Below are 25152 nucleotides of genomic sequence, written 5' to 3'. Positions count from 1 at the left end.
ATATCGTCCACGAGGCTAACTTAACTGATTGCACTATGCAATCTGTTTGCTGAAGATTCCATCCACGTCCGACTCTGGAACCTGATCGTCATCCGTGACCCGACGCAGGATATCCGCTGATCGACGGCCCTTGAGCCTGCGTCACACGCCCGTTTCGGACGAGCGCTGCGCACGCGCAAAAGTTCTTTAGGGAAGGAGGTCGAAGCTCATGAAAGCTTCGGCACCGGGCGTGTCGGCGTTCCGGGGTCCGCACCCGGTTGCGAGACGCGCCCAACAAAAAACCGCCGGCGATCGGCCGGCGGTTCCTGCGGTCATAGGACAGGCAGAAGCTTACTTGTTGTCTTCGTTGTCTTCGTCGTCGTCGCTGCCTGCGTCTTCGATTTCAACGCCTTCGTCGGCTTCTTCGACTTCTTCGGCTGCGCTGTCTTCATCGCTATCGGCATCGGTGTCGGCGGTTTTCAGCGAGTTCAGCTTCGCAAAGACCGCATCGGCGTCGATGGCCTCTTCCTCTTCGCGCTTCGGCTTGCTCGTGCCGAAGGAGAAGGCGGCCGCGATTGCGTCGTCGCTGGTGCTGTCTTCGACCGGCATCAGCGTTTCGGCGGCGGCACCGGCGACCGGCTGCGGCAGGTTCTTGGCGCCCTTTTCGACTTCCATGTCCAGTTCAAGCTGGCTGCACAGGCCGAGCGTGACCGGGTCGGACGGCGTCAGGTTCGACGAATTCCAGTGCGTGCGGTCGCGGATGGCGGCGATGGTCGGCTTGGTGGTGCCGACCAGGCGCATGATCTGGGCGTCCTTCAGCTCCGGATGGTTGCGCACCAGCCACAGAATAGCGTTCGGGCGGTCCTGGCGGCGGGAAACCGGCGTGTAGCGCGGTCCCTTGCGCTTGGATTCCGGCACCACCACTTTCGAGCCCTGCAGCTTGAGCTGATAGTTCGGGTCCTTCTGGGCCTTCTCGACTTCTTCTCTCGTCAGCTGGCCGGTCAGGATCGGGTCCAGACCCTTGATCCCCTGCGCGGCTTCACCATCGGCGATCGCCTTCACTTCCAGCGGATGAAGCCGGCAGAAGGACGCAATCTGAGAGAAGCTCAGCGCGGTATTGTCTACGAGCCAGACGGCGGTGGCCTTCGGCATAAGCGGCGTATTCGCCATCAGATAAATTCCTCTCGTCTGCTTCCGCGCCCGGCGGGGCGAAAAAGCGATGGTCCATTGCTGAAATAATGGGAAGTACCCGGAATATAGGGGGAATAGTGCGAAAACGCAAATGGGCTCGCGCATTTTGACGCATTTTGCGCTTCACGATCCACGGGTGAAACTCAGTCCTCCAGCGTCAGCACGATTTTGCCGATATGATCGGAGCTTTCGATCCGCCCGTGTGCCTCCACGGCCCGGGCGAGCGGAAAGGTCGAGTCCATCACCGGCCTGATCTTTCCCTGTTCGATCAGCGGCCAGACCTTGTCTTTCAGCCTGTCCGCGATCGCGGTCTTGAAGGCGTCGTCGCGGGGCCGCAGCGTCGAGCCCGTATGGGTCAGCCGCTTCACCATGAGCCGGGAGAAATTCACGGTCTCCGCCACGCCCCTGAGCGTCGCGATCTGGCAGATCCGCCCTTCCACGGCCGCCGCTTTCCAGTTCCGCTCCACATAGTCGCCGCCGACCATGTCGAGGATCACGTCGACCCCCTCTCCGCCGGTAATCTCCAGAATGGCCTTTTCGAACGCCTGTTCGCGGTAATTGATGACGTGATCCGCGCCGAGCCGCGCGGCCGCCGCCACCTTTTCGGCCGAACCGACGGTCGTGAAGACTTCCGCCCCGAAGGCCTTTGCCAGCTGGATGGCGGTTGTCCCGATTCCGGACGTGCCGCCATGGACCAGAAACCGCTCGCCGCCCTTGAGGCCGCACCGGTCGAAGACATTCGACCACACCGTGAAGAAGGTCTCCGGCAGGGCCGCGGCCTCTGCCATCGTCAGGCCGGCGGGCACCGGCAGCGCATGGCCCTCAGGCACCTTGCAGAAGGCCGCATAGCCGCCGCCGGGGGCAAGCGCCGTCACCTTGTCGCCGATCCTGTGGCGGGCCGCGCCCTCGCCGCACGCGACCACTTCTCCGGCAACCTCGAGCCCGGGCAGATCGGACGCGCCTTTCGGCGGCGGATAGGCGCCCTGGCGCTGCAGGACGTCCGGCCGGTTCACCCCTGCTGCCGCGACCCGGATCAGGATCTCGCCCGGCCCCGGCTCCGGCAGGGGCCGTTGCTGCACCATCAGGACCTCAGGGCCTCCGGGCTCGGAAATCGCGATCACGGACATGCTATCCGGCAGATTCTGCATTGAAGGAGCTTCCTTTTGGTTCATTTTGGGACTGGCTAGGCCGTGCCTGCCTGGCATATGGTAAAGGCAGTCCGAACGTATTTGAAGGCACGCGGACTGCACAAGCAGGCCGCGGTCGATTTGCGTGACACTGTTCAGGGAAGAAAAACCATGGGCCTGTTCGACGACGATGTCCCCAGAAAATTCATCCCCGGTGCAATCAGCGTCGGCGAGGATCTGTCCAAACTGTCGGAGAGCGACCTTGCAGAACGGATCGATGCACTGACCGAGGAAATCGACCGCACCCGGAGGGAGTTGGAGCAACGCGGGAATATTCGCGATGCGGCCAATTCGATTTTCCAGAAATAGCCTCGTAAATTATTGCAGTGATTAATAATATTGCTGTTACCGGCCATCCTGAGAGGCAGTGGCGGTAGGTAAAATTTAACTCATTTACCTCTTGTTAATCTTTCCAAAGTATAAATTTATTCATCCAGTCATCTGGATGTGAGTGGCTCCTGTCCACTCTGTTTGACGCCTCCCTGTTAAAGACTCAGAGCCGCAACCATGCGGCTCTTTTTTTGGCCGCGCCTCATAGTACATTGTCAATGTTCTGGTTAACCGCCATTTACCATCGTAACTGGCACACAGATTGCTCAGCTAAAGGCATGAAGTCCTGCATCGTTCCAAAAAGGAACAGGATTGTCCGGAGTGTCATAATCCGGGACAGTCGGAAGAAGATGCCAGGGTGAACCGGAAATGTAACTGAGGCGTAGTAATCCCATGACGGACGACATCAAGAAAGCCGCTGGTTCAATAGCCACTGTGCATATCGCTCCTCATCTTGCCAGCTCGGACAACTTCCAGCATCTGTTCCAGGAGGGTATGGCGCTGGTCGAGGAGACGGCGATGTATCTGGACGGAAGCGGCCGCGAAGAAGCCAAGAAGCTGCCGCGCCCGGCATCCCTCGCCTATGCCACCGAATCCATGCGCCTGACCACGCGCCTTATGCAGCTTGCCTCCTGGCTTCTGCTGCAGCGCGCCGTCAACGAAGGCGAAATGTCCCGCGAACAGGCCGGCAGCGACAAGAACAAGGTCCGCCTCGACAAGCTCAGCAGCGCCACCGGCGGCCCGTCCTGGAACGAACTTCCCGCAACGTTGCGCGAACTGGTCGAGCGCTCCACGCGGCTTCAGGAGCGGATCGTGCATCTCGACAAGATGCTTTACCGCAAGGACGCCGAAGAGCATCCGGAAGAAGCGAACGACGACAACCCGGTCGCCTCCCAGCTCAGCCAGCTGCGCGCCGCGTTCGGCAAGCTCGGCTGATCCCTCACCGCGGATCCTGATTTCGAAAGCCGCCGCAAGGCGGCTTTTGTTGTTTTGCCGGCCAGAAACTTGCTATCCGTCGTCTTCCCGGACGGAGTGAAGCGTAGATCCGGGATCGCTGAGCCGAGGTGTGGCGGGCTTGTTTCGGGACGCCCTCCTGAAAGCTCGCTTCCGACGGCTCTCCGATCCCGGCTCGCGCTCTGCTTGGCCGGGATGACGATCGGAAGGTTTGTTCCCAGCATGTGCCGCCGCAAGGCGGCTTGTCCCCCGGCGGTCATCCCCGACTCGAGCGAGTCGGGGATGACCTCGGGAGGCGGGTCGGTGTGCAACTCCTGGCATCTGAAGGCCAGGCAACAAAAAACCCGGCCTGGGGCCGGGTTCATCGCTCGTAGCTGTTTCTTGCGGCGATCAGGAGCCGAGGAAACCAGCGAACTTGTTCTTGAAGCGGGACACGCGGCCGCCGCGGTCCATCAGCTGGCGGTCGCCGCCGGTCCAGGCCGGGTGCGAGTTCGCGTCGATGTCGAGCGTCAGCGTATCGCCTTCCGCACCATAAGTGGAGCGGGTGAAGTATTCGGTGCCATCGGTCATGACGACCTTGATGGAATGGTAGTCGGGATGAATATCCGCTTTCATGGCCGGTCCTTTCAAGCGCCTCTGTAGTGTCTTTGCCCTCAAAGCCGCTACACGAACGCAAAACGAAATGAAGGGCCGCCGATCCGGTTGCGGACGCCGCCCTCAGAAACATGAGGCGGGGATATACCCCAAGGTGCCCGGCAAAACAAGGGGCATTTTCCCGCAAATTCCATTGCTGTTCAATCGGAACCGCGGATGCATCGGGTCACGCATGCCGGCCGCACTTGACCTTTGCCATTGAGCGTCTGTCCGATCGTGGTAAAGACGGACGCAAACCAAGAGGAGAGCCCTGTGGCCGACGCCCCAGTTTCCGAAACCCGGTCCGCCCCGACGCCACCGCGCAGATCGCTCAGGCCGCTGGCCCGGCTGCTGCCTTATCTGCTCAAGCACAAGGGCATGGTGGGCGCGGCCATAATCGCGCTGTTTTCGGCCGCGGTCATCACGCTGATCCTGCCGGCGGCCGTCCGCCGGATGATCGACAACGGCTTCGGCGCGGACGATCCGGCGCTGGTCAATTCCTATTTCGTCGTCCTGATCGGCGTTGTCTGTGCCCTGTCGCTGGCAAGTTCCATCCGCTACTTCCTGGTGATGTGGATCGGCGAGAGGGTCGTTGCGGAAATCCGCAGCGATGTCTTCGCCCACATGACCCGCCTCAGCCCCGCCTTTTACGACAGCGCGAAATCCGGGGAAATCCTCTCCCGGCTGACGGCGGACACCACGCAGATCAAGGCGGCCTTCGGCGCGAGCGCGTCGCTTGCCATGCGCAACCTGATCATGTTTGCCGGCGCCGCGGTGATGATGGTCGTGACCAGTCCGCGCCTGTCCGTCATCGTTCTGGCGGCTATACCGGTCATTCTGGTTCCCATCCTCGGCTTCGGGCGCCAGGTGCGCAAGAGATCCCGCTTCGCGCAGGACACCCTGGCCGATGCGTCCGCCTATGCCGGCGAGATGCTGGGCTCCGTGCGCACTCTGCAGGCCTTCACCCATGAACGGCGCAGCTCAGACCGCTACGGGTCGGCGGTCGAGACGGCCTTCCAGGCGGCCCGCAAGGCGATCATGGCCCGGGCGGCGCTCACCGGCTTCGCGCTGTTCGTCATCGGCGCCAGCATCGTCGCGGTCCTGTGGATCGGCGCCAGCGATGTCTTCGCCGGCCGGATCACAGGGGGCGAACTCAGCCAGTTCCTGCTCTATTCCATTCTTGCTGCCGGGTCCCTGGCCGCGCTGTCGGAGGTCTGGGGCGAACTCTCCCAGGCCGCAGGCGCCGCCGGGCGCCTGAGCGAGCTTCTGGAAATCCGGCCCGAAATCAGCGCCCCGGCCAATCCCGTCCGCCTTCCGGCGACGTCGCGTGCCGAAATCGTCTTCGACCGCGTTTCCTTTGCCTATCAGAACAGCAGGAACATGCCCGTCGTCCGGGACCTGAGCCTGAACGTCACGCCCGGCGAGACGGTCGCGGTCGTCGGCCCGTCCGGAGCGGGCAAGTCGACCCTGTTCAGCCTCCTGATGCGCTATTACGACCCGAACGAAGGCGTCATTCGCCTCAATGGCGTGGAGCTGACGAAGCTGGACCCGGAGGAGCTGCGCCGCAACATTGCCCTCGTGCCCCAGGACACCGCGATATTCGGCGCCACGATTGCCGAAAATATCGCCTACGGCCGGCCCGAAGCCACCCGCGCGGAGATCATCGCCGCCGCCCAGGCCGCCCTCGCCGCGCCCTTCATCGACACGATGAGCGAAGGCTACGACACGCTGGTGGGCGAGCGCGGCATCACGCTCTCCGGCGGCCAGCGCCAGCGCATTGCCATCGCGCGGGCCGTCCTGAAGGGCGCACCGGTTCTGCTTCTCGACGAGGCGACCAGCGCCCTTGATGCGGAAAGCGAGAGCCTGGTTCAGCAGGCCCTGGACCGGCTGATGGAGGGCCGCACCACGCTTGTGATCGCCCACAGGCTGGCCACGGTGCTGAAGGCGGATAGGATCGTGGTCATGGACGCCGGCAGGATTGTCGAAGCCGGCACGCACGCCGAACTGACGGCCGCCAGCGGCCTTTATGCCAAGCTCGCCCGGCTGCAATTCAACGCCGAAAGGGAAGACGAGACGGCTTGAAGATCACGCAGCTTGTCCCCTCCCCGCACGGGGGAGGGAACCGGCAGCGCCGTAGCTTACTCCGGCACGGCAACCGTATAATTCAGCGGTAACCGGCCGCCATCGGCAAAGATGGTCTGCCCGGTCACGTAGCTCGCGTCCGGCGATGCCAGGAAAGCCGCGACGCCGGCGATCTCGGAAGCCTCGCCGATGCGCAGCATCGGGGTTCGCGACAGGATGCGGTTCTTTGCGGCCTTGTCGCTGTTCACCGACGCCAGCATGTCGGTCATGATCGAGCCCGGACCGATGGCGTTCACGCGAATGCCGTATTGGGCGAGCGACAGGGCGGAGACCTTGGTCAGCTGGGATATGCCGCCCTTGGAAACGCAATAGGGAACCTGATTGGGGATCGCGACCACGGCGTTGATCGACGACATGTTGATGATGCAGCCCGGCTCGCCGCCGTCCTGCACCTTCTCGACCATGTGGCGGGCAACGGCCTGGGAACACAGGAACGAGCCTCTCAGATTGATCGACAGAACCCGGTCGAAATCCTCCACTTCCAGGTCGAGGAAGTCGGCACCGGCAACGATGCCGGCGTTGTTGACCAGAACGTCGATGTCGCCATAGGCATTCAGGGTTTCGGCGACCAGGTTGCGCACGTCCAGGCGTTCGGCGACGTTGCAATGGATGTACGTCGCCTCGCCGAGGCCCTTCAGGTCCTCGGCTGCCGCCTCGCCGGCGCTATCGTCCACATCGGCGATCACGACCTTCGCGCCATCCATGACAAAACGTTTGGCAACGGCAAATCCGATACCACGGGCAGCGCCGGTGATGATGGCGACCTTATTTTCCAAAGACACGGAAACCTCACGGTAAATTGGGTAAATTCGAGACCGCAAACACGCGCGGACCGCTTTGCGGCGGTCCGACATTAGTTCTCAAAAGCGCCCGTGTCGATCACAGTTCTCAGGTTACGGTAATGTCACCCCTGCCTCTCACACGGAAATACCGTGTGATTTCAAGGCTTCGCTGATCTCATCCAGGATGGCCGGATCGTCGATCGTGGCGGGGACCTTGTAGCTTTCTCCGTCAGCAATATGGCGCATGGTGCCGCGCAGGATCTTGCCGGACCGGGTTTTCGGCAGCCGCGCGACCGTGATCGCGATCTTGAAGGCCGCCACCGGGCCGATCCTGTCGCGCACCAGCTTCACCAGTTCCTTCTCGATCTCCTCATGTGGCCGCTCGACGCCGGCCTTCAGCACCACGAACCCGCAAGGCAGCTGGCCCTTCAGCTTGTCGGCAATGCCGATCACCGCGCATTCGGCAACATCCGGATGGCACGCCAGCACCTCCTCCATGCCGCCGGTGGACAGCCGGTGCCCGGCAACGTTGATGATGTCGTCCGTGCGCGCCAGGATGGAAACATAACCGTCATCGTCGATGATCCCGGCATCCGCCGACTTGTAGTAGCCGGGGAACTCGGCGAGATAGGCATCGAAGAACCGCTTGTCCGCATTCCACAGCGTCGGCAGGCAGCCCGGCGGCAGCGGCAGTTTCACCACGATATTGCCGAGCGTGTTGGTTCCCAGAACATGGCCCAGGTCGTCCAGGACCTGCACGTCGTAGCCCGGCATCGGCACGGTGGGCGAACCGGGCTTGACCGGCAGCTGTCCGAGCCCGAGCGGGTTGCCGGCGATGCACCAGCCGGTCTCCGTCTGCCACCAGTGGTCGATCACCGGCACCTGCAACTGGTCGATCGCCCAATTGACGGTCTCCGGATCGGCGCGTTCGCCGGCCAGAAACAGGGAGCGGAACTGGGACAGATCGTATTGTTCGATGAACTTGCCGTCCGGATCTTCCTTGCGGATGGCGCGGAACGCGGTCGGGGCGGTAAAGAGCGACACCACGCCGTGATCGGCAACGACGCGCCAGAAAACGCCCGCATCCGGCGTGCCGACCGGCTTGCCCTCGAAGACAACCGTCGTGCAGCCGTGAAGCAGCGGCGCGTAGCAGATATAGGAATGGCCGACCACCCAGCCGACATCGGAGGCCGCCCAGAAGACCTCGCCCGGCTCGATGTCATAGAGGTTCTTCATCGTCCACTTCAGCGCGACCATGTGGCCGCCATTGTCGCGCACCACGCCCTTCGGCTGCCCGGTCGTACCGGAGGTGTAGAGAATGTAGAGCGGGTCGCTTGCCTTCACCGGCGTCGGCGCGATCGTGCGGCCGGCGGCCCGGGCCTGCGCCTGGAGCTCGCCCAGATCGAAATCCCGGCCCTCCTGCATTTCGCCAGCCAGTTCCTCGCGCTGGAAGACGAGGCAGACGCTCGGTTTCTTTGTCGATTGCTCGATCGCCGCGTCGATCAGGGGCTTGTAGGCAATGACGCGGCCCGGCTCGATCCCGCAGGAAGCGGCAATGATCGCCTTGGGCGCGGCATCGTCGATCCGGGTTGCCAGCTCATGTGCGGCAAAACCGCCGAAGACGACCGAATGGATGACGCCCAGGCGCGCGCAGGCGAGCATGGCCATGACGGCCTGCGGGATCATCGGCATGTAGATGATCGCCCGGTCGCCCTTCTGCAGCCCCTTGTCCGCCAGCACGCAGGCCATCGCCTGCACTTCCTCGAGCAGCTCGGCATAGCTGTAGCTCGCCTTTTTGCCGGTGATCGGGCTGTCATAGATCAGCGCTGGCTGCCCGGGCCGGCCACGCTCCACATGCCGGTCGAGGCAGTTGTAGCAGGTGTTGCATTCCCAGTCCGGAAACCACCGGCCATACTGGCCCATGTCTGGGTTGAAAATCGTGTCGGAAGTCGAGATCCAGTCGATTTCGGCAGCGGCCGTCTTCCAGAAACCCAGCGGATCGTGTTTCCAGCCCTGATAGACCTCATGATACCGGCTTGCCATGAATATTCCTCCCAAACAGCCGCCTCGGCTTTTAGGACTAGAGTGGTGTATCAGGAGGCAAAAATGCAAGTCTTCGCGCATAAGCAATTCGACGTTCGGGACTTTACGTAATCCCTCCGGCGTGCTTGTCTGCAGCGCCTGCCCTTCTTGAATCATCCCACCATTTGAACAGATGTCCCCGATAACAGACCCCTGGTTCTACGCGGCCGCCATTCCGGCCGTCTTCTTCGTCGGCCTCTCCAAGGGCGGCTTCGGCGGCACGTTTGCCATGCTCGGCGTGCCGATCATGGCGCTCGTGATTTCGCCGCTTCAGGCCGCCGGCATCATGCTGCCGATCCTGATCGTGATGGATGCCGTCGCGCTGATCGCCTACAAGGGCCGTGCCGACTGGAGGAGCCTGAGCATTCTGCTCCCTGCCGCGGTGCTGGGCATCGGCATCGGCTGGGCGACCGCCGCCTATGTGAACGACGCCTTCGTGATTCTCCTGATCGGCATCATGTCGCTGGCCTTCGTCGCCGATTACCTCTTCAAGCAGCGAAAGGCGGCCGGCGCCAGCAGGCACAACCTGCCCAAGGGGACGTTCTGGGGCACTGTCGCGGGCTTCACCAGCTTCATCAGCCATACGGGCGGCCCGCCGTTCCAGATGTACATGTTGCCGTTGCGCCTTGCGCCGATGCTCTTCGCCGGCACCGCGGTGATCTTCTTTGCCGCGGTCAATGCCATCAAGCTGGTGCCGTATTTCATGCTCGGCCAGTTCGACGCCACCAACCTGACGACCTCCGTCACCCTGTTCCCGGTCGCCCTGATCGCGACGCTGTGCGGGGTGTGGCTCGTCCGCATCGTCAAGGCCGAGACCTTCTACAGCATCATCTATATTTTCATGGGCCTGATCGGCGCCAAGCTGACCTATGACGGCCTGATGGCGTTCCTGCCCTGACCGATCCGGACCCCTGACCAATCAGTGCATTGCGCGCGCCCCTATTTGGGAGTTTGATGGCAGAAAATGATCAAGGAGGATGATCATGGACGCCAGCGTCAACCCGTTCACCCAGGGGCTCGACAAGACCACCGCCAACTACGCCCCGCTCAGCCCGCTCAGCTTTCTGGCCCGCGCGGCGGATGTGTTTCCCGAAACGACGGCGATCATTCACGGCCAGCAGCGTACGGACTACCGCACCTTCTACCGCCGCGCGCGGCAGCTCGCCTCCGCGCTCGGCAGCCTCGGCATCGGCAAGAACGATACGGTCAGCGTGATGTTCTCCAACGTGCCGCCCATGCTGGAGGCCCATTACGGCGTGCCGATGACCAGGGCCGTCCTGCATTCGTTGAACACGCGGCTCGAGCCGGCGGTCATCGCCTTTCAGCTGGACCACGCCGAATGCAAGGTGCTGATCACCGACCGGGAATACGCGCCGGTCATCAGGCAGGCCCTTTCGCTCGCCACCGTCAATCCCACGGTGATCGACTATTCGGACCCGGAATTCCCGCAGGACGGAGAGCGGCTGGGGTCAATCGATTACGAAGAGTTTCTCCAGACCGGCGATCCGGACTTTCAGTGGTCGCTTCCCGATGACGAATGGGATGCCATTGCGCTCAATTACACCTCCGGCACCACGGGCAATCCCAAGGGCGTGGTCTATCACCACCGCGGCGCCTATCTCCTGGCCCAGGCCAATGTGATCACTGCCTCAATGGTCAAGCACCCGGTCTATCTGTGGACGCTGCCGATGTTCCACTGCAACGGCTGGTGCTTTCCCTGGTCGATCTCCGTTGTCGCCGGCACCCATGTCTGCCTGCGTGCAGTGCGGCCGAAGACCATGTGGGACCTGATTGCCGACGAGCAGGTGACCCATCTGTGCGGCGCTCCCATCGTCATGTCGACGCTGCTGAACGCCGCCCCCGACCAGAAGCGCGACCTCGATCACGAAGTCGAATTCTTCACCGCAGCCGCGCCGCCCCCGGAAAGCGTGCTGGCGGCCATGAAGACGGCCGGCTTCAACGTCACCCATCTCTATGGCCTCACCGAAGTCTACGGCCCGGCCGTCGTCAATGAATGGAAACGCGAATGGGACGGCCTGCCACTGGACCAGCAGGCCCGGAAGAAGGCCCGCCAGGGCGTGCGCTACGTTGCCCTGGAAGGCCTGACGGTTCTCGATCCCGAAACCCTGGAACCGGTCCCGGCCGACGGGGAAACGCTTGGGGAAGTCATGTTCCGCGGCAACGTGGTCATGAAGGGCTATCTGAAAAACCCGGAAGCCACCGACAGCGCCTTTCACGGCGGCTGGTTTCACTCCGGCGACCTCGGCGTGATGCATCCCGACGGCTATATCCAGCTGAAGGACAGGTCCAAGGACATCATCATCTCGGGCGGCGAAAACATCTCGTCCATCGAGGTGGAGGAGGTCCTCTACAAGCACCCGGACGTCCAGGCCGTGGCCGTGGTCGCCCGTCCGGACGAAAAATGGGGCGAGACACCCTGCGCCTTCGTCGAACTGAAGGCAGGCTCAAGCGTCACCGAAGCGGATCTGATCGCGTTCTGCCGCGAGCGCCTGGCCGGTTTCAAGGCACCGAAAACCGTCGTCTTCTGCGAGCTTCCCAAGACCTCCACCGGCAAGATCCAGAAATTTGCCCTGCGCGAACAGGCAAAGAGCCTTTAAACACAAAAAACGCCGCGCGATGCGCGGCGTTCAGACTGCTGACAAACCCCTGGCATTGTCCAGGGGTTTTTGATTCACTGTTTAGATGTTGAAGAAGCCCGGCCCCGATCAGACAGCGCTCGAGATGGTTACACTCGAGCAGCTTGTTCCCGCCGATCACCTTTTGCGCAAGATTGACGCGGTGATCGACTTTTCGTTCGTCCATGACCGTGTCTCGGCGCTCTACTGCGCAGACAACGGCCGTCCACCGCTGGATCCGACGTTGATGTTCAAGGCGTTGTTCATCGGTTACCTGTTCGGCATCCGCTCGGAGCGCCAGTTGGTGCGCGAGATCGAGGTGAATGTCGCCTACCGCTGGTTCTTGCGGCTGAAGCTGACGGACAAGGTGTTCGACGCCTCGACACTGAGCCAGAACCGGCGGCGTCGCTACAACGACGCGTCTGTCGCCCAGGATATCTTCGACCACATTGTCGAGCAGGCGATCGCTCATGGCCTTGTAGACGGCACGGTGCTTTATACGGATTCGACACATCTGAAGGCGAATGCCAACAAAGGCAAATACGATCTGGCTCAAATCGAGAAGTCACGGGCCGATTATTGGGCGGACCTGGACCGGGCGGTTGAGGCGGAACGCAGGCTGCATGGCCAGAAGCCGCTAAAGGAGCAGGAGCGCTCTCCTGAGGTCAAGCAAACCAAGGTGAGCCGCACGGATCCGGACAGCGGCTACATGGTGCGTGAGGGCAAGCCAAAGGGCTTCTTCTATCTGGACCACCGCACGGTGGACGGTAAATTGGGGATCGTCACGGACACCTTCACCACACCGGCCAATGTCCATGACAGCATTGTTTATCTGAACCGGCTGGACCGTCAGGCACACCGCTTCAGCTTCCAGGTCAAGGCGGTTGGTCTTGATGCGGGCTATGCCACTTCAGCGATAGCCCGGGGACTGGAGGAGCGGGATATTCTGGGGGTGACCGGATACCGCCGCCCGTCTGCCCCAAAGCCCGGCATGATGCGCAAATCAAGCTTCGCTTACGAGGAGCAAACCGATGGCTACCGTTGTCCCGAAGGCCGGCTGCTGACCTATGCAACGACGGACAGGAACGGCTACAAACACTACCGCTCCGACCCTGCCATCTGCAAAAAGTGTCCGCTTCTGGCCTCCTGCACCTCCAATGCCAGGGCTGAGCGCACCATCACCCGCCATGTCTGGCAGGAGAGCAGGGAGCGAAGCGATACATATCGCCTGACACCCTGGGGCAAGGCTGTTTACAAGCGTCGAAAGGAAACCGTGGAGCGTTCGTTTGCCGATGCCAAACAGCTCCATGGCCACAGATACGCCAGGTTCCGAAGTCTGGTGCGCGTCCAGATGCAGTGCCTCCTCGCCGCCGCCGCCCAGAACATCAAGAAGATCGCGATGGCCCTCACCAAACCACCCAAACAAGTACGGGCCTGACAGGCAAAAAGCCCGACCACGCTAAATTCAAAACCCAGAAATAACGGCAAAACAAATCTCAAAAAACAAACCCGCCGAAATCGGCGGGTTTGTCAGCAGTCTGAAACGCCGCGCGATGCGCGGCGTTTTCGAACTGTCTGGCGGACGTACCTAATGGATGGTCACGTCATGCCGTATTCGCTCGATTTCGTCCTTTATCTTCAGTTTCTGCCGCTTCATGTTAGCCAATTCCAAGGAGTCCGTACTCGGGTGCAACTGAGCGTCTTCAATCCTACGTTCCATTTCCGCGTGACGGCGCTCAAGTTCTTCGAGATGCGACTGCATTGACATGGATAAACCTCCTGTCTGTTGGCTCAACGCCGCCATCGTGCCACAGGAAATCCGTTCTTGTCGATTGCTGAGTTCGCGATTTTGAAGCGTTTCGCCGTCAAATCATGCAATCTTGTCACCATCCTTAGAAAACCGTGAAAAACCGGCGGCAATCAAACAGTTCAAATCTCACGAATTTTCCCGCTGATAGATTTGCCGGTTCACAGTTTTACTCTTGAAGACGACATCCGCGGCTTTCGGTCACACACGGCTTCGGCCCGATTGTGAGGCCGGCCAGGGAACTGAGAAAGATGCTATCTTGCCGAGCGACGGCAAAATGGACTAGATCAACCTGCATTTGAATGAGAACAGGCTGATGGAGCGAGAAGAAGACCTGTAACCGGAGTTCTTGATTTGGCCTGTGATGGCGGGTTTGCATAAGGCTCGGGATCAATGGTCAAATGCTCTTCGGTGGGGTTGATTCCCGTCTCGGGGGAGTTGGATGGCGCAAACGGAAAATGATGCCCTGCGCGTGGAGCTGGCACAGCTTCGCCAGGAACACAGGGACCTGGACGTGGCTGTGGAGGCGCTTGCGGCAACATCCAATTATGACGCGCTGCAACTTCAGAGACTGAAAAAGAAAAAGCTGATGATCAAGGACCGGATCGCGGTTCTGGAAGACCAGTTGTTCCCGGATATCATCGCCTGACGGCACGGTCGCGGCGGCGCGTCCCGCCGCCGCGGCCGCACTGCGGGGACCTGGACCGTTTTCCGGCAATTCCGGCTTGCGATGCGCGGCGCTCTGCCTATACTCCGCGGCTCTTCTGAGCCTGCCGGACACTGGAGCAAGATATGGCACAAGCGGATGTCGCAATCATCATGGGCAGTCAGTCCGACTGGCCGACAATGAAACACGCGGCAGAAATTCTCGACCAGCTGGGCGTGTCCTATGAAGCCCGCATCGTCTCGGCTCACCGCACGCCGGACCGCATGTACGACTTTGCCAAGGGCGCGAAGGCGGAAGGCTTCAAGATCATCATCGCCGGCGCCGGCGGCGCGGCCCACCTGCCCGGAATGGTCGCCTCCCTGACCCTGCTGCCGGTGTTCGGCGTGCCGGTGGAAAGCAAGGCCCTGTCCGGGGAAGACAGCCTGTTGTCGATCGTGCAGATGCCTGCCGGCATTCCCGTGGGAACGCTCGCCATCGGCAAGGCCGGGGCCACCAACGCCGCCCTGCTCGCCTCCGCCGTGCTGGCCCTCAACGATCCCGCCATTGACGCGGCGCTGGCCAAATTCCGCTCGGACCGCACTGCGGCCGTTGCCGAGGTTCCGTCCGACGAGGCGCGCTAGGCAATGTTGAGATCGGACCGATTATATCCCGGCCTTACTCTCGGGCGCTCAGATGAAAATTCTTCGCGGCACACAAACCTCATCCTGAGGAAGCGCGCAGGGCTGTCTCGAAGGATGGGCCACCTGCTCCGCATTTCCCGCCCATCCTTCGAGACCAAACTGACGGTTCACCTCAGGATGAGGTGGTGCAGTAACGTCGAGGAATTGACATCATGAGCGAGAACACACGGCTCCGCCCAGGCGACACGATCGGAATTCTCGGCGGCGGACAGCTTGGGCGCATGCTGGCGCAATCCGCGGCCAGCCTGGGCCTCAAGGCACATGTCTTCTGTCCCGACCCGAACAGCCCGGCCTTCGATGTATGCGCCGCTTTCACGGTCGCCCCTTATGAGGACCTCGACGCGCTGGACCGGTTTGCCGAATCCGTGTCCGTCGTGACCTATGAATTCGAAAACGTACCCGGCGCCACGGCCGCGCATCTCGACGCAAAACTGCCCGTTCGGCCGGGCGTGCGCGCCCTGGAAGTGTCTCAGGACCGCCTTTTCGAAAAGCGGTTCCTGTCCGGAGCCGGCGTCGCGATCGCCGATTTCGCCGAGATCGATTCCCAGGCCGGCCTGGATGCGGCCCTGGCATCGTTCGGCGGCCAGGGTGTCCTGAAGACCCGCCGTTTCGGCTATGACGGCAAGGGCCAGATCATGATCCGCAAACCCGAAGATGCGGCGAACGCCTTCCAGGCGATCGGCGCCGTGCCGGCGGTTCTGGAAGCGCTCGTTCCGTTCGACTGTGAGGTCTCGGTGATCGTCGGCAGGGATCTGGACGGCAGCTCGGCCAGCTACGACATTGCCCGCAACCACCATGAGAACCACATCCTGAAGACTTCCACCGTCCCGGCGGATGTCTCCGACGCGACAACGCGGTCAGCGAGCGCCATGGCGGAAAAGATCGTCGCCGGCCTCGACTATGTCGGCGTCATGGGCGTGGAGATGTTCCTGCTGCGCGACGGTGATGAAGAGAAGCTGCTGGTCAACGAGATCGCCCCGAGAGTGCACAATTCGGGCCACTGGACCCAGGACGCGTGCCTCACCTCCCAGTTCGACCAGCACATCCGCGCCGTCGCCGGCTGGCCCCTCGGCGCCACCGAACGCCACAGTGATGCGGTCATGGAAAATCTCATCGGGGCCGATGTCGACGGCTGGCAATCCGTGCTGAAGGAACCGCAGGCGCGTCTTCATCTCTACGGCAAGGCGGAGACCCGGGAGGGCCGCAAGATGGGCCACGTGAACCGGATCTCCACAAGAACCGCCTGAGACAGCGAGCTGAGGCGACCGGCTGCGATCACCGGCGCCGTTTGGATCGCTTGAGCCGACCGGGTCAGCCGATCACCAGACCGAGCTTTTCGCGTTTGGCAAAGCGGCGGTTGGCTAAAAGGGCCACCGATGCCAGCCCCCCGCCAGGCCGCACCACACGCCGACGCCGCCCCAGCCGGCGGCAAAGCCGAGGCCGAGCGACAGGCTGATGCCGACGACCCAGTAGCCGAACAGGGCATAGAACAGCGGGATGGTGGTATCGCCCAGCCCGCGAAGATTATTCACGCCGATGATCTGGCCGCCATCGGCAAGCTGGAAAATCGCGGCGACCGCCAGGAATGACATCCCGTAGGCCATGACATCCCGGGCTTCCGGATCCTCCAGATCGAGGTAGAAGCCGACCAGGGTCTCCGGCACGGTCCAGAACAGCAGCGCGAAACTTCCCATGAACACCATGGTCACGCCCAGGGCCGTCCACCCGGCCCGGCCGACGCCTTCATGATCGCCCCGCCCGGCCGCAAGGCTGACGCGTGTCATGGCGGCGACGGAGAAGCCCACAGGCACCATGAAGGTGACGGACGAGATCTGCAGCGCGATGCCGTGGCCCGCCAGCGGCAGGGTTCCCAGCCAGCCGATCATGATCGAGGACGCCGCGAACAGGGCGCCTTCCGCGATGATCGTCAGGCCGATAGGCGTTCCGAGCCGCACGATCTGAAGGATCACCTGCCAGTCAGAACGCCAGATCCGGCCGAGAATGTAGTAGCGTTTCAGCCTGGGATGCAGCGTTGCGTAGAGGATCAGAAAGCCGAAGGTGACTGCGGAACTGAAGACCGACGCAATGCCGGCCCCGATCAGCTCCAGGCGCGGAAAACCGAAATTGCCGAAGATCAGCAGATAATCCAGGATCGCGTTGGCGATGGCGCCGGCAATCGTCGCCAGAAGCACCACCTGAGTGCGCTCCATCACCGTGAGGAACCCCCGCACCGCCATGATCAGCAGCGCCGGCAGCATGGTCCACTGTAGAAAATGCATGTAAAGACCGGCGGTCGCGGAGATTTCCGGATCCTGTCCCAACGCCACCAGAATGGATTCGGTAAAGAACATGATGCACCAGACCGGTATGCAGTAGAGCACCGCGACCCAGAACCCCATGCGCACCGCGCGGCGGAAATCGCGCAGCTTGCGCTGGCCGCGCGCCCGCGCCGCCAGCGGGATCACCGCCTGCAGGACGCCCATGCCGAAAAACCAAACGAGCATGTAGAAATTGAACGCCAGCACGGAGGCGGCAAGCTCCTCGGCGCCCAGCCGGCCGATCATCAGCACATCGGTGGTATTGATCGCCATCTGCGCAAGCTGAGCGCCCGCCAGCGGCAGCCCCAGCGCGAGTGTCGGCCGGATGTCGCTCTGCCAAAGGGATCTGCCCGTATCCGAATCGGTGGCCCTTGACGCGTAGTGCGACGCCATCGTTTCCTCCAACAAAGGGCTGGGGCGACAAACGACGATTGACTTCGTTTGAGCCGGGGTAAGACATTCACCTGTAATCGTGATAAGAGACGGTGTCCACTGATCTTGAGCCTCGAGATTGCCGGAAGGGGAAGCGTCCCTGACCCGGATTTCTTGCGAATGGCAGTGGACACGGCCGGTCACCTCTGGTATTAAGCCCGCCAAAGTGAGCGACGCGTCCGCGGCGATCAGTTTTCTGCACACTAGTGAATGCTCCACACATCGATAAGACCGTGAGCGTTGACTGCGTGTACTCAGAGCAGTCGCGGAGATCACTTGCGAGATCTCGCTTAACTCGAAATCCAGTTCTGGCTGCGGCTCGACCGCAGCGCCTCGAAAAAACGGGAAAAAACGCGTGCAGGTTTTGGTTCGCGACAATAATGTCGATCAGGCGCTGAAGGCGCTCAAGAAAAAGATGCAGCGCGAAGGCATCTTCCGTGAAATGAAACTTCGCGGTCATTTTGAAAAGCCGTCCGAGAAGAAGGCGCGCGAAAAGGCAGAAGCTATTCGCCGCGCGCGCAAGCTGGCTCGCAAGCGGGCACAGCGCGAAGGTCTGCTTCCGGGCAAGCCCGCCGCTCGCCGCTAAGCGGCTTGAGTGTGCCGGCGGCACGGATCGCCATCTCGTCAAGATAGCCGTTAGGCCGGCCGGTTATACGGTCGGCTTTTTGGCATTTTGCGGAGAATGCTATGGACTGCCGCCCGCAAAGAAAGCGCAGCCACACTCCCGCCCTATTGGGGGCGGAAAAACGGCATGTCTAATCGCCTGACCGCAAGGGATCAAATCTGCCGGATGCACAAGTTCCTGCCTCACGCCGCCCTGCTCAGCCTCGCCACGCTGCTTGCCGCCTGCAACACCACCGGCGGCGTCTATGACGATGTGCCGATCAATTCGTCTGCCGGCTCGTCCACCAACATCGCCTCCCTGACGGCGGTGATTGAATCCAATCCGTCCGATGCCAACGCCTACAGCACCCGCGGCATCGCCTACGGGCAGGCTGGCAAGCTCGATCAGGCGGTTGAGGACTTCAACCGGGCCCTGCAGCTCAATCCGAACTCCTATCAGACCTACGCCAACCGGGCGCTGGTCTACCGGCGCCAGGGGCGGAACGACTTGGCGGTTGCCGACTACACCCGCGCGATCAACATCAAGCCGGATTACGATACGGCCTATGTCGGCCGCGGAAACATCTACCGCCAGGAAGGCAATTACGGCGCGGCCCTGGCGGATTTCAATTCCGTCATTTCCCGCGACAGCAGCGATGCCCGCGCGTTCTATAACCGCGGCCTGATCTACCAGGCACAGAAGCAGGACAACCGCGCGATCGAAGATTTCGCAACCGCCATCGGCCTGAACCCGAAAGCGGCTGCGCCCTATATCGCCCGCGGCATTTCCTATCTGGCGGTCAACGACCCCAACGCGGCACTTTCCGATCTGTCCATGGCCGTCAATCTGGACCGCGACTCCGCCGTTGCATGGGCAAACCGGGGCCTTGCCCTTGAAATGCTCAATCAACCGTCGGACGCCCGCCGGAGCTATACCAAGGCGGTTTCGCTGGAAAATTCCAACAAGATCGCCCGCGAAGGGCTCGGCCGCCTCGGTCGGGCTTAACCCGGGCTCGAGCCCCCGACCGGGCTGGATTTCTCCGGGTTGTTGTGAATTCGACCCCAGGATGTGCCGCTGAAGACAGTCACCCCGGACGCAGCAAAGCGGAGATCCGGGGCCCACTCGCTGGCCCGTTTGCTGAAGCATGTGACGAACCTGCAGTCCGGCATTCTGCTTTAATCCAGAGAGAACGAACAATCCCGGTTTGACGCATAATCAGCACCACCGGGACCCGGGCTTTCGTCTGACGGGCGAGTGGAAAAGCTGACTATTCAATAACTTACTGCTTTTTCGCCCTCGGATGGAGGACAATCGAGAGCGTTGAAGATCCTCTGAATGTCATTCCGTTAAGCCCGGCACACCTCCACGCATGACCGATATCAATGCGCTGGAGTGTCCTCGCCCCTACCAATGCCTGCGTTCCCAAACACGGAGGCCACATGAAATCGATCCTCATTCTGGACGGCCACCCGGACCCGGACGAGCGGCACCTGGGCCATGCTCTGTCGGCCGCCTATCAGCAGGGCGCGCTCGCCGCAGGCCACGAGGCAACGCTCGTGCGCATTGCCGACTTGGAATTTCCCGTCCTCCGCAAGCCGTCCGATTTCTCGAAGGAACCGACCCCAAACGTCCTCCAGCCGGCCCGCGATGCGCTGCTGGCTGCCGACCATCTGGTGCTGGTCTACCCGCTCTGGCTCGGCACGCTTCCGGCCTATACTAAGGCGTTCCTGGAACAGCTGCTGCACTACGACACGGCTTTCGAACGCGCCGCCGACGACAGGTGGCCGAAAGGCAAGATGCGCGGCAAGTCGGCGCGTGTCGTCGTGACCATGGGCATGCCTGCACTCGCCTATACGCTCTGGTACAGGGCCCACAGCCTGAAGAACCTGAAGCGCAACATCCTCGGCTTCGCCGGCTTCAAACCGGTCAGGTCCACCCTCTTCGGCATGGTGGAGCAGGCAGGAGAGGCCCGCGTCAGCAAATGGCTCAAGAAGATGGAAGCGTTGGGGCGCGACGCGGCATAGCGCTCAACAGCTATGCTGCGAGCGCCTCGGCCTGGGCGACAGGCGCACACACCCTCACGTCCCGAGGAGCCGCTAACGCGGCGTCCATCGACCGCTTGCTCGCACTATGCCGCCTATCCGTCAAACGGGAACCACTTCGTCTTGACTGCAGACAAGGATCTGGCCTCAGTACCAGCTGACCAAATTGCTGGAGCTTGTTGTTCACATGGCGCAGACGAGGGACGCGGAGGTATGGGCCAGCCGAGCCTTTATGGATTCAACGCGAGTCAAGGATTTTGTCGCTGACCCCTTGCCGACCGGCATGACGCTCGGAGAAATGGCAAAGTTGAACGAGACCGGCGAACCCATGTCAGCGGAGCATTTTCCGAAAGAGATATTCGCGAGGAAGTTCGGACCACCGATAAAGACGCAGGCGGATCTTGTGCGCGCCGCCGGGGTGGTGGTGGTCTCCGCCAAATGCGCGGATATCCTGAGGCAGTTCGACCTGGGAAAGTCTTCTCTCTACCCGATCAGGTTGTTCCAATACGACCGGAAAACTTCGGTGGAGGGCGAGTATTTCAGCTTGAACGTAGGCGAACGTAAGGACGCTTTCCTCCCCAGTGAAACATTAAATCTGGATGTCTTTGATTCAGGCAAAATGCGCATGGCACCCAATCTTCATGACGACGACATTGCGCTTGGTCCCACGGCGCTCGAGGGCCCGGATCTATGGGTGAACCCGCCGTTGATAAACATGTTCTTTCTGAGCGATCGGCTCACGCAAGCCCTGCGAGCAGCCAAGATGAGCCGGGTTTTCGGTTTCAGAAAATGCCGGATTATCGAAAAAGGCTAATGTCCTGAACTGAGTGACCGCTCGCCATCCGCCGGATGATGCAGCTCCAGTCTCCACGCGTGGAGCCCCTCGGCCGCGCACGCCTTCATCCTGACGAGCCGCGAACGCGGCATCCCGAAGGATCGGCCGCCTGCTCATAATATGCCGCCTATCCTTCGAGACGCGAGTAAGCTCGCTCCTCAGGATGAGGTTTTTCTTGTAGCGAGTGCAGGTTGCTCGGCCTTCCCTCTTGGGAGCAAATCAAGACAGGCAAGGCCGGTCCCTTCGGACCAGTCGCACGGGCAACCACTTGTTGAGCCTTCACGGCTGACGCCTCTGGTCAAAAAGGACAGGCTGCTTCGAACGTGACCCGTTCGCCATCCGCCGGATGGTGCAGCTCCAGGCTCTGCGCGTGGAGCGCCAGCCTGCCGGACGCGGCGAGCGCCTCTCCTTCGGCGTAGAAACGGTCGCCGACAATCGGGTGCCCGAGGGCAAGCATGTGGACACGTAGCTGGTGGGACCGGCCCGTGTGCGGGAACAGCAGGACACGGGACGTCTTCGCCTTCCGCTCCAGCACCTGCCAGCGGGTCATGGCGGGCTTGCCGTGCTCGAAGCTGACCATCTGCCTGGGCCGGTTCGGCCAGTCGCAGATCAACGGCAGATCGATCTCACCCTCGTCGGCGCCCGGATGGCCCCAGATTTCGGCGACATAGGTTTTGCGGGTTTTGCGTCTTTCGAACTGCAGCCCCAGATGCCGGAGAGCAGCGGCGCTCATCGCCAGCACCATGACGCCGGAGGTATCCATATCCAGCCGGTGGACGATACGTGCCCCCGAAAAGGCTTCGCGGGCCCTGCGCTCCAGGCAATCCGAATGCTCGGCAGCCTTGCCGGGAACGCTCAACAGTCCGCTCGGCTTGTCGATGACGAGCAGATGGTCATCCGCGTGAAGGACCGTCAGGAACGGCTCCTCCGGCGGGTCGTAGACAAACGGAGCAGGTGCGGACCGGTTCATGACACCTGCCTCAAACGGGATGAAGGCGTCGGCCAACCGGTCGCCACTCAGACGGTCAGGATCGCCAGAAGTCCCGTGACCACGAAAACCGCTGCCGGCGGGATCCAGCCGGTGGCACCAAGGGCGAGGCCGATAGAGGACGCGACGATTGTCGCAATGAGCATCAGCCAGCCGAAGATGGTGGCGACCGAGCCGCCGAAGCCGAACATGATCAGGCACAGCATGACGTTCAGGGCCGCAATCGTCCCGACCTTCGAGAAGTTGATGAACCCCTCGTAAGTCCGCTCGTGAGCTTCGTAGTCCATTGCGGGCGCGTTTTCGTCAGACATTCAGTCCCCCTGGGAAATTCCTAAGTCGGCAGTCTTCATACAATAAAGCTTTCCAGTTGGGCAATGTTCCAGGCGGCAGATTTACGCACCGCGGACGCGACTTTTTGACCGACGGCGAAGTAGCGCATGGCGAAAGCCTTTCCGGCGCACCGGCCGTGCGCCTATGCGGCGTTCGAAGCGGGCGCAAGATCGGCGGCCCGCAAGGCCTCATCCTGGCGCTTGCGGACGGTGGCGGCATCAAATCCGTCGATCTGCTCGTTGAACAGCCGATAGAAATTCAGTTCGGCGCGCAAATGCAGGAAGACGCCGCCGAGGCCGATGGCCGCCCGGTCCATGAAGACGAATTCCTGCGGCACCGTAACCGGCCCCAGTTTCTTCAGGGCGGTGTGTACCCGGAAGGCCTCCTTGCGGCCGTACTCCGCCGCGGACACCCCGTCGGCAATGGAGCGCACCCGGTCGGTCAAAAGCGGACCGTAGATGAACCGCGCCCAGATGTTGAGTATCTCGACGACTTCCTTCGTGAGGTTCTTGAAGCCCCAGTGCTCATAAGCGGCAACGACGCGGTCGTTGTCTTCTTCCAGAAGCCCGCGATAAAGATTGACCACCCCTTCCACGAAGGCTTCGGGGAAGATGCGGATACAGCCATAGTCCAGAAGATTGATGCCGGCCGGCGTGTCGGCGTTCTCGAAGACCGTGTAGTTGCCGAGATGCGGATCGCCATGGATGACGCCGAAATGGCTGAAGGGATGCCACCAGGCATGGAACATGGTTTTCGCCAGAAGGTTCCGCTCCTCCTGGCCGTGTCCCTTGAAATCCAGCAGCGGCCGGCCCTCGAGCCAGCCCATGGTGAGAAGCCGTCCCGTGGACAGGTCGTCGACGACCTCGGGCACGCGGATGCGACCGTAGCCGGCAAGAATGTGCCTGTACATGGCGATATGCGCCGCTTCGCGGGCATAGTCCAGTTCTTCGCGGACCCTAGCGCTGATTTCCTTGGCGATCTCCCGTGTATCGATCGCCGGGCTCATCCGCCGGTGCAGCGAGAACAGCATCTCCAACTGGCTCAGATCCGCCTCCACGGCGGATGCCATGTCCGGATACTGCAGCTTGCAGGCCAGCACCTTGCCGTCATGCCCGACCGCACGGTGGACCTGCCCGAGAGAGGCGGCGGCGGCCGGTTCCCTGCCGAATTCGGCGAACCGGTTCTGCCAGTCCGCGCCGAGTTCCGCCCTCATGCGCCGCTTGACGAAGGCCCAGCCCATCGGCGGCGCGCTTGCCTGCAGTTTGGCAAGCTCGGTCGTGTATTCCGGCGGCAGGGCATCGGGAATGGTCGACAGGAGTTGGGCCACCTTCATCAGCGGCCCTTTCAGGCCGCCCAGGGCCGCGGCGAGTTCCGCGGCATTCTTGGCATTGTCGAGCTCCATGCCGAACAGCCTCGCGCCGGCGACCTTGGCGGCAATGCCGCCCATATTGGTGCCGACTTTTGCATAGCGGCCCATGCGGGCGCTGAAACGGTTGCTCTCACGGTCTTTGGACGGTGCCATGTGGCAGTCTGCTCCCCAGGATTTCAGGCTCTTGTCTACATATGAACGCCGGCAGGAATATCCAGCTCAAACAGCAGTATTGCGCGTAAGGATCTACCCGAAACGCCGCTCAAGGGCCTCCGCCAAGGCATCGCGCGTGCCGGTCAGGCCCTTGTAGGCCAGTTGGTCGGCATCCAGGTCCAGCAGCTGTCGCCGCAGTCCGGCCGCCAGCGCCGCACGCTCCTCGTGGTCCTGCAGCGCGGCCAGCGGGTCGTGGTGTATCTTGATGGTGAACAGGATGTCGCCGCTGCCGGGAAGGCGGCGCAGGGTCTGCCGCTCCACGCGCAGGAACAGCCGGGCCAGCGCGCTCTCGGAAAGATCCTCGCGGATCCGCTTGGGGCGCGGATGATGCAGCTCGCCATCGGGATAAAGCGACCAGTTGAACCGACCGACAAGCTGCCCGGCTTTCAGGTTTTCGAACAGGCGCGCGACCGTCTGGCCCATGCGCGTGCCGTTGAAGCCGGGAACGTTGTCATGAATGCCGGTCATCGACCGGCCGAACTTCTCCGCCAGAGACCAGGAAGAGGGAAAGCACAGGGAGGCCGCCACCAGCCGGTAGCCGTCGGGCCCCGCCCGCATGACAACCAGGTCCTCCTGCACCAGCCGCGAAGCGGTGAGAAGGGCCGGCCTGCCGTCCAGCGAAACCCGCCGCCCGGCCGACGGTATGTGAAAGCCGCCGTCCGCGGGCCGATGTGTCGTGCCGTGATGGCACCTCAGATGGTCCGCAATGAGCCTCAACACCTCTTCCTGCGCGGCGTCGGTGTCCGCCTCCGCCCGGAAGACATCTTCCCGCTTTTCCTGAAACAGCCGCTCCTTTTCCGCCAGGTGGGCGCCGAGGAACGGGTCCGGCTCAAGCCAGGCCTCCTCGCCGACCGGCTTCAGGCCGACCGTGAAGGGCTGGCTCGAACCGTCATAGGGCGTGTGCTGAAAAGGTGGCGACGATCCTGGCTTCATGCGCAGCGCTTTGCGTCC

General features: G+C 62.0%; 24 protein-coding genes. 13 read left to right on the top strand and 11 right to left on the bottom strand.

Annotated features, from left to right (window positions below; genetic code table 11):
• Positions 1-330: 330 nt before the first annotated feature.
• Together ON753_RS23905 and ON753_RS23900 are read right to left on the bottom strand one after the other, a co-directional pair.
• On the bottom strand, positions 331-1149 hold the full coding sequence (locus ON753_RS23905) for a DUF1013 domain-containing protein (RefSeq protein ID WP_265966218.1): 819 nt from the start codon (positions 1147-1149) through the stop codon (positions 331-333).
• A 164-nt stretch (positions 1150-1313) separates the two neighbouring features.
• A complete protein-coding gene (locus ON753_RS23900; protein WP_265966216.1) occupies positions 1314-2318 on the bottom strand; it encodes an NAD(P)H-quinone oxidoreductase in 1005 nt (334 codons plus the stop codon).
• Positions 2319-2468: 150 nt separating this feature from the next.
• On the opposite strand from ON753_RS23900, the gene ON753_RS23895 reads away from it, so the two are divergent.
• Both ON753_RS23895 and rcdA read left to right on the top strand, forming a co-directional pair.
• The gene (locus ON753_RS23895; protein WP_265966215.1) at positions 2469-2666 is read left to right on the top strand and encodes a DUF1192 domain-containing protein; all 198 of its coding nucleotides are present in this window, start codon (positions 2469-2471) and stop codon (positions 2664-2666) included.
• Positions 2667-3080: 414 nt separating this feature from the next.
• A complete protein-coding gene (gene rcdA, locus ON753_RS23890) occupies positions 3081-3623 on the top strand; it encodes a protease adaptor protein RcdA (protein ID WP_265966213.1) in 543 nt (180 codons plus the stop codon).
• Between the two features lie 408 nt (positions 3624-4031).
• On the opposite strand, the gene rpmE is transcribed toward rcdA, so the two are convergent.
• On the bottom strand, positions 4032-4256 hold the full coding sequence (gene rpmE / locus ON753_RS23885; protein ID WP_265966211.1) for a 50S ribosomal protein L31: 225 nt from the start codon (positions 4254-4256) through the stop codon (positions 4032-4034).
• Between the two features lie 291 nt (positions 4257-4547).
• On the opposite strand from rpmE, the gene ON753_RS23880 reads away from it, so the two are divergent.
• Positions 4548-6356, top strand: coding sequence for an ABC transporter transmembrane domain-containing protein (locus ON753_RS23880; protein ID WP_377047116.1), 1809 nt, complete (start codon positions 4548-4550; stop codon positions 6354-6356).
• Between the two features lie 56 nt (positions 6357-6412).
• Here ON753_RS23880 and ON753_RS23875 read toward each other — a convergent pair whose 3' ends face one another.
• Positions 6413-7198, bottom strand: coding sequence for an SDR family NAD(P)-dependent oxidoreductase (locus ON753_RS23875; RefSeq protein WP_265966210.1), 786 nt, complete (start codon positions 7196-7198; stop codon positions 6413-6415).
• A gap of 135 nt (positions 7199-7333) precedes the next feature.
• Positions 7334-9241: a propionyl-CoA synthetase gene (locus tag ON753_RS23870; protein WP_265966208.1), complete on the bottom strand. Its 1908-nt coding sequence runs from the start codon at positions 9239-9241 to the stop codon at positions 7334-7336.
• Between the two features lie 172 nt (positions 9242-9413).
• Here ON753_RS23870 and ON753_RS23865 point away from each other — a divergent pair, with 172 nt between their 5' ends.
• The 3 genes from ON753_RS23865 to ON753_RS23855 all read left to right on the top strand — a co-directional run bounded on the left by ON753_RS23865 (position 9414) and on the right by ON753_RS23855 (position 13354).
• A complete protein-coding gene (locus tag ON753_RS23865; RefSeq protein WP_265966206.1) occupies positions 9414-10178 on the top strand; it encodes a sulfite exporter TauE/SafE family protein in 765 nt (254 codons plus the stop codon).
• Positions 10179-10263: 85 nt separating this feature from the next.
• The gene (locus ON753_RS23860; RefSeq protein WP_265966204.1) at positions 10264-11898 is read left to right on the top strand and encodes an acyl-CoA synthetase; all 1635 of its coding nucleotides are present in this window, start codon (positions 10264-10266) and stop codon (positions 11896-11898) included.
• An 85-nt stretch (positions 11899-11983) separates the two neighbouring features.
• Entirely contained in the window at positions 11984-13354 is a 1371-nt protein-coding gene (locus tag ON753_RS23855) for an IS1182 family transposase (protein ID WP_264417572.1), read from the top strand.
• 150 nt (positions 13355-13504) lie between these two features.
• Here the strand turns inward: ON753_RS23855 and ON753_RS23850 are convergent, their stop codons facing one another.
• Complete coding sequence (locus tag ON753_RS23850; RefSeq protein WP_418068012.1) at positions 13505-13678, bottom strand: YdcH family protein; 174 nt, start codon at positions 13676-13678, stop codon at positions 13505-13507.
• A 487-nt stretch (positions 13679-14165) separates the two neighbouring features.
• On the opposite strand from ON753_RS23850, the gene ON753_RS23845 reads away from it, so the two are divergent.
• The 3 genes from ON753_RS23845 (at position 14166) to ON753_RS23835 (ending at position 16317) form a co-directional block, all read left to right on the top strand.
• Complete coding sequence (locus ON753_RS23845) at positions 14166-14372, top strand: YdcH family protein (protein WP_265966200.1); 207 nt, start codon at positions 14166-14168, stop codon at positions 14370-14372.
• 143 nt (positions 14373-14515) lie between these two features.
• Positions 14516-15010, top strand: a complete 495-nt coding sequence (gene purE, locus ON753_RS23840; protein WP_265966198.1) for a 5-(carboxyamino)imidazole ribonucleotide mutase — start codon at positions 14516-14518, stop codon at positions 15008-15010.
• Between the two features lie 212 nt (positions 15011-15222).
• Positions 15223-16317: a 5-(carboxyamino)imidazole ribonucleotide synthase gene (locus ON753_RS23835; protein WP_265966197.1), complete on the top strand. Its 1095-nt coding sequence runs from the start codon at positions 15223-15225 to the stop codon at positions 16315-16317.
• A gap of 114 nt (positions 16318-16431) precedes the next feature.
• Here the strand turns inward: ON753_RS23835 and ON753_RS23830 are convergent, their stop codons facing one another.
• Positions 16432-17781, bottom strand: coding sequence for an MATE family efflux transporter (locus ON753_RS23830; RefSeq protein ID WP_265966195.1), 1350 nt, complete (start codon positions 17779-17781; stop codon positions 16432-16434).
• Between the two features lie 394 nt (positions 17782-18175).
• Between ON753_RS23830 and rpsU the strand changes: the two genes are divergently transcribed.
• The 4 genes from rpsU (at position 18176) to ON753_RS23810 (ending at position 21280) form a co-directional block, all read left to right on the top strand.
• On the top strand, positions 18176-18406 hold the full coding sequence (gene rpsU, locus ON753_RS23825) for a 30S ribosomal protein S21 (RefSeq protein ID WP_068409696.1): 231 nt from the start codon (positions 18176-18178) through the stop codon (positions 18404-18406).
• A 165-nt stretch (positions 18407-18571) separates the two neighbouring features.
• On the top strand, positions 18572-19429 hold the full coding sequence (locus ON753_RS23820; protein WP_265966191.1) for a tetratricopeptide repeat protein: 858 nt from the start codon (positions 18572-18574) through the stop codon (positions 19427-19429).
• 434 nt (positions 19430-19863) lie between these two features.
• Positions 19864-20448 carry an NAD(P)H-dependent oxidoreductase gene (locus ON753_RS23815; protein WP_265966190.1) on the top strand — a complete coding sequence of 195 codons (585 nt, stop codon included), beginning with the start codon at positions 19864-19866 and terminating at the stop codon, positions 20446-20448.
• 205 nt (positions 20449-20653) lie between these two features.
• Entirely contained in the window at positions 20654-21280 is a 627-nt protein-coding gene (locus tag ON753_RS23810; protein WP_265966189.1) for a hypothetical protein, read from the top strand.
• 319 nt (positions 21281-21599) lie between these two features.
• On the opposite strand, the gene ON753_RS23805 is transcribed toward ON753_RS23810, so the two are convergent.
• The 4 genes from ON753_RS23805 to ON753_RS23790 form a co-directional block, all read right to left on the bottom strand.
• Positions 21600-22271 carry an RluA family pseudouridine synthase gene (locus tag ON753_RS23805; RefSeq protein WP_265966187.1) on the bottom strand — a complete coding sequence of 224 codons (672 nt, stop codon included), beginning with the start codon at positions 22269-22271 and terminating at the stop codon, positions 21600-21602.
• A 47-nt stretch (positions 22272-22318) separates the two neighbouring features.
• The gene (locus ON753_RS23800; RefSeq protein ID WP_265966184.1) at positions 22319-22600 is read right to left on the bottom strand and encodes an aa3-type cytochrome c oxidase subunit IV; all 282 of its coding nucleotides are present in this window, start codon (positions 22598-22600) and stop codon (positions 22319-22321) included.
• Between the two features lie 161 nt (positions 22601-22761).
• Positions 22762-24141 carry an ABC1 kinase family protein gene (locus tag ON753_RS23795; protein ID WP_265966182.1) on the bottom strand — a complete coding sequence of 460 codons (1380 nt, stop codon included), beginning with the start codon at positions 24139-24141 and terminating at the stop codon, positions 22762-22764.
• A gap of 93 nt (positions 24142-24234) precedes the next feature.
• On the bottom strand, positions 24235-25134 hold the full coding sequence (locus tag ON753_RS23790) for a heme-dependent oxidative N-demethylase family protein (RefSeq protein WP_265966179.1): 900 nt from the start codon (positions 25132-25134) through the stop codon (positions 24235-24237).
• Positions 25135-25152 lie beyond the last annotated feature (18 nt).

Source organism: Roseibium salinum (assembly GCF_026240905.1).
GTDB classification, from domain to species: Bacteria; Pseudomonadota; Alphaproteobacteria; order Rhizobiales; family Stappiaceae; genus Roseibium; species Roseibium salinum.
The sequence above is the reverse complement of the archived record's forward strand: the minus strand, read 5'-3'. Positions and strand labels throughout refer to the sequence as shown.

Excerpts from the sequence above, each read along its gene's own strand:
- ON753_RS23895 (WP_265966215.1), top strand. The coding sequence starts at position 2,469 with ATGGGCCTGTTCGACGACGATGTCCCCAGAAAATTCATCCCCGGTGCA.
- ON753_RS23850 (WP_418068012.1), bottom strand. The coding sequence starts at position 13,678 with ATGCAGTCGCATCTCGAAGAACTTGAGCGCCGTCACGCGGAAATGGAA.
- rpmE (WP_265966211.1), bottom strand. The coding sequence starts at position 4,256 with ATGAAAGCGGATATTCATCCCGACTACCATTCCATCAAGGTCGTCATG.
- ON753_RS23800 (WP_265966184.1), bottom strand. The coding sequence starts at position 22,600 with ATGTCTGACGAAAACGCGCCCGCAATGGACTACGAAGCTCACGAGCGG.
- ON753_RS23830 (WP_265966195.1), bottom strand. The coding sequence starts at position 17,781 with ATGGCGTCGCACTACGCGTCAAGGGCCACCGATTCGGATACGGGCAGA.
- ON753_RS23810 (WP_265966189.1), top strand. The coding sequence starts at position 20,654 with ATGGCGCAGACGAGGGACGCGGAGGTATGGGCCAGCCGAGCCTTTATG.
- ON753_RS23865 (WP_265966206.1), top strand. The coding sequence starts at position 9,414 with ATGTCCCCGATAACAGACCCCTGGTTCTACGCGGCCGCCATTCCGGCC.
- ON753_RS23835 (WP_265966197.1), top strand. The coding sequence starts at position 15,223 with ATGAGCGAGAACACACGGCTCCGCCCAGGCGACACGATCGGAATTCTC.
- ON753_RS23860 (WP_265966204.1), top strand. The coding sequence starts at position 10,264 with ATGGACGCCAGCGTCAACCCGTTCACCCAGGGGCTCGACAAGACCACC.
- ON753_RS23845 (WP_265966200.1), top strand. The coding sequence starts at position 14,166 with ATGGCGCAAACGGAAAATGATGCCCTGCGCGTGGAGCTGGCACAGCTT.
- ON753_RS23805 (WP_265966187.1), bottom strand. The coding sequence starts at position 22,271 with ATGAACCGGTCCGCACCTGCTCCGTTTGTCTACGACCCGCCGGAGGAG.
- purE (WP_265966198.1), top strand. The coding sequence starts at position 14,516 with ATGGCACAAGCGGATGTCGCAATCATCATGGGCAGTCAGTCCGACTGG.
- ON753_RS23870 (WP_265966208.1), bottom strand. The coding sequence starts at position 9,241 with ATGGCAAGCCGGTATCATGAGGTCTATCAGGGCTGGAAACACGATCCG.
- ON753_RS23905 (WP_265966218.1), bottom strand. The coding sequence starts at position 1,149 with ATGGCGAATACGCCGCTTATGCCGAAGGCCACCGCCGTCTGGCTCGTA.
- ON753_RS23820 (WP_265966191.1), top strand. The coding sequence starts at position 18,572 with ATGTCTAATCGCCTGACCGCAAGGGATCAAATCTGCCGGATGCACAAG.
- ON753_RS23815 (WP_265966190.1), top strand. The coding sequence starts at position 19,864 with ATGAAATCGATCCTCATTCTGGACGGCCACCCGGACCCGGACGAGCGG.
- ON753_RS23900 (WP_265966216.1), bottom strand. The coding sequence starts at position 2,318 with ATGCAGAATCTGCCGGATAGCATGTCCGTGATCGCGATTTCCGAGCCC.
- ON753_RS23790 (WP_265966179.1), bottom strand. The coding sequence starts at position 25,134 with ATGAAGCCAGGATCGTCGCCACCTTTTCAGCACACGCCCTATGACGGT.
- rcdA (WP_265966213.1), top strand. The coding sequence starts at position 3,081 with ATGACGGACGACATCAAGAAAGCCGCTGGTTCAATAGCCACTGTGCAT.
- ON753_RS23795 (WP_265966182.1), bottom strand. The coding sequence starts at position 24,141 with ATGGCACCGTCCAAAGACCGTGAGAGCAACCGTTTCAGCGCCCGCATG.
- ON753_RS23855 (WP_264417572.1), top strand. The coding sequence starts at position 11,984 with ATGTTGAAGAAGCCCGGCCCCGATCAGACAGCGCTCGAGATGGTTACA.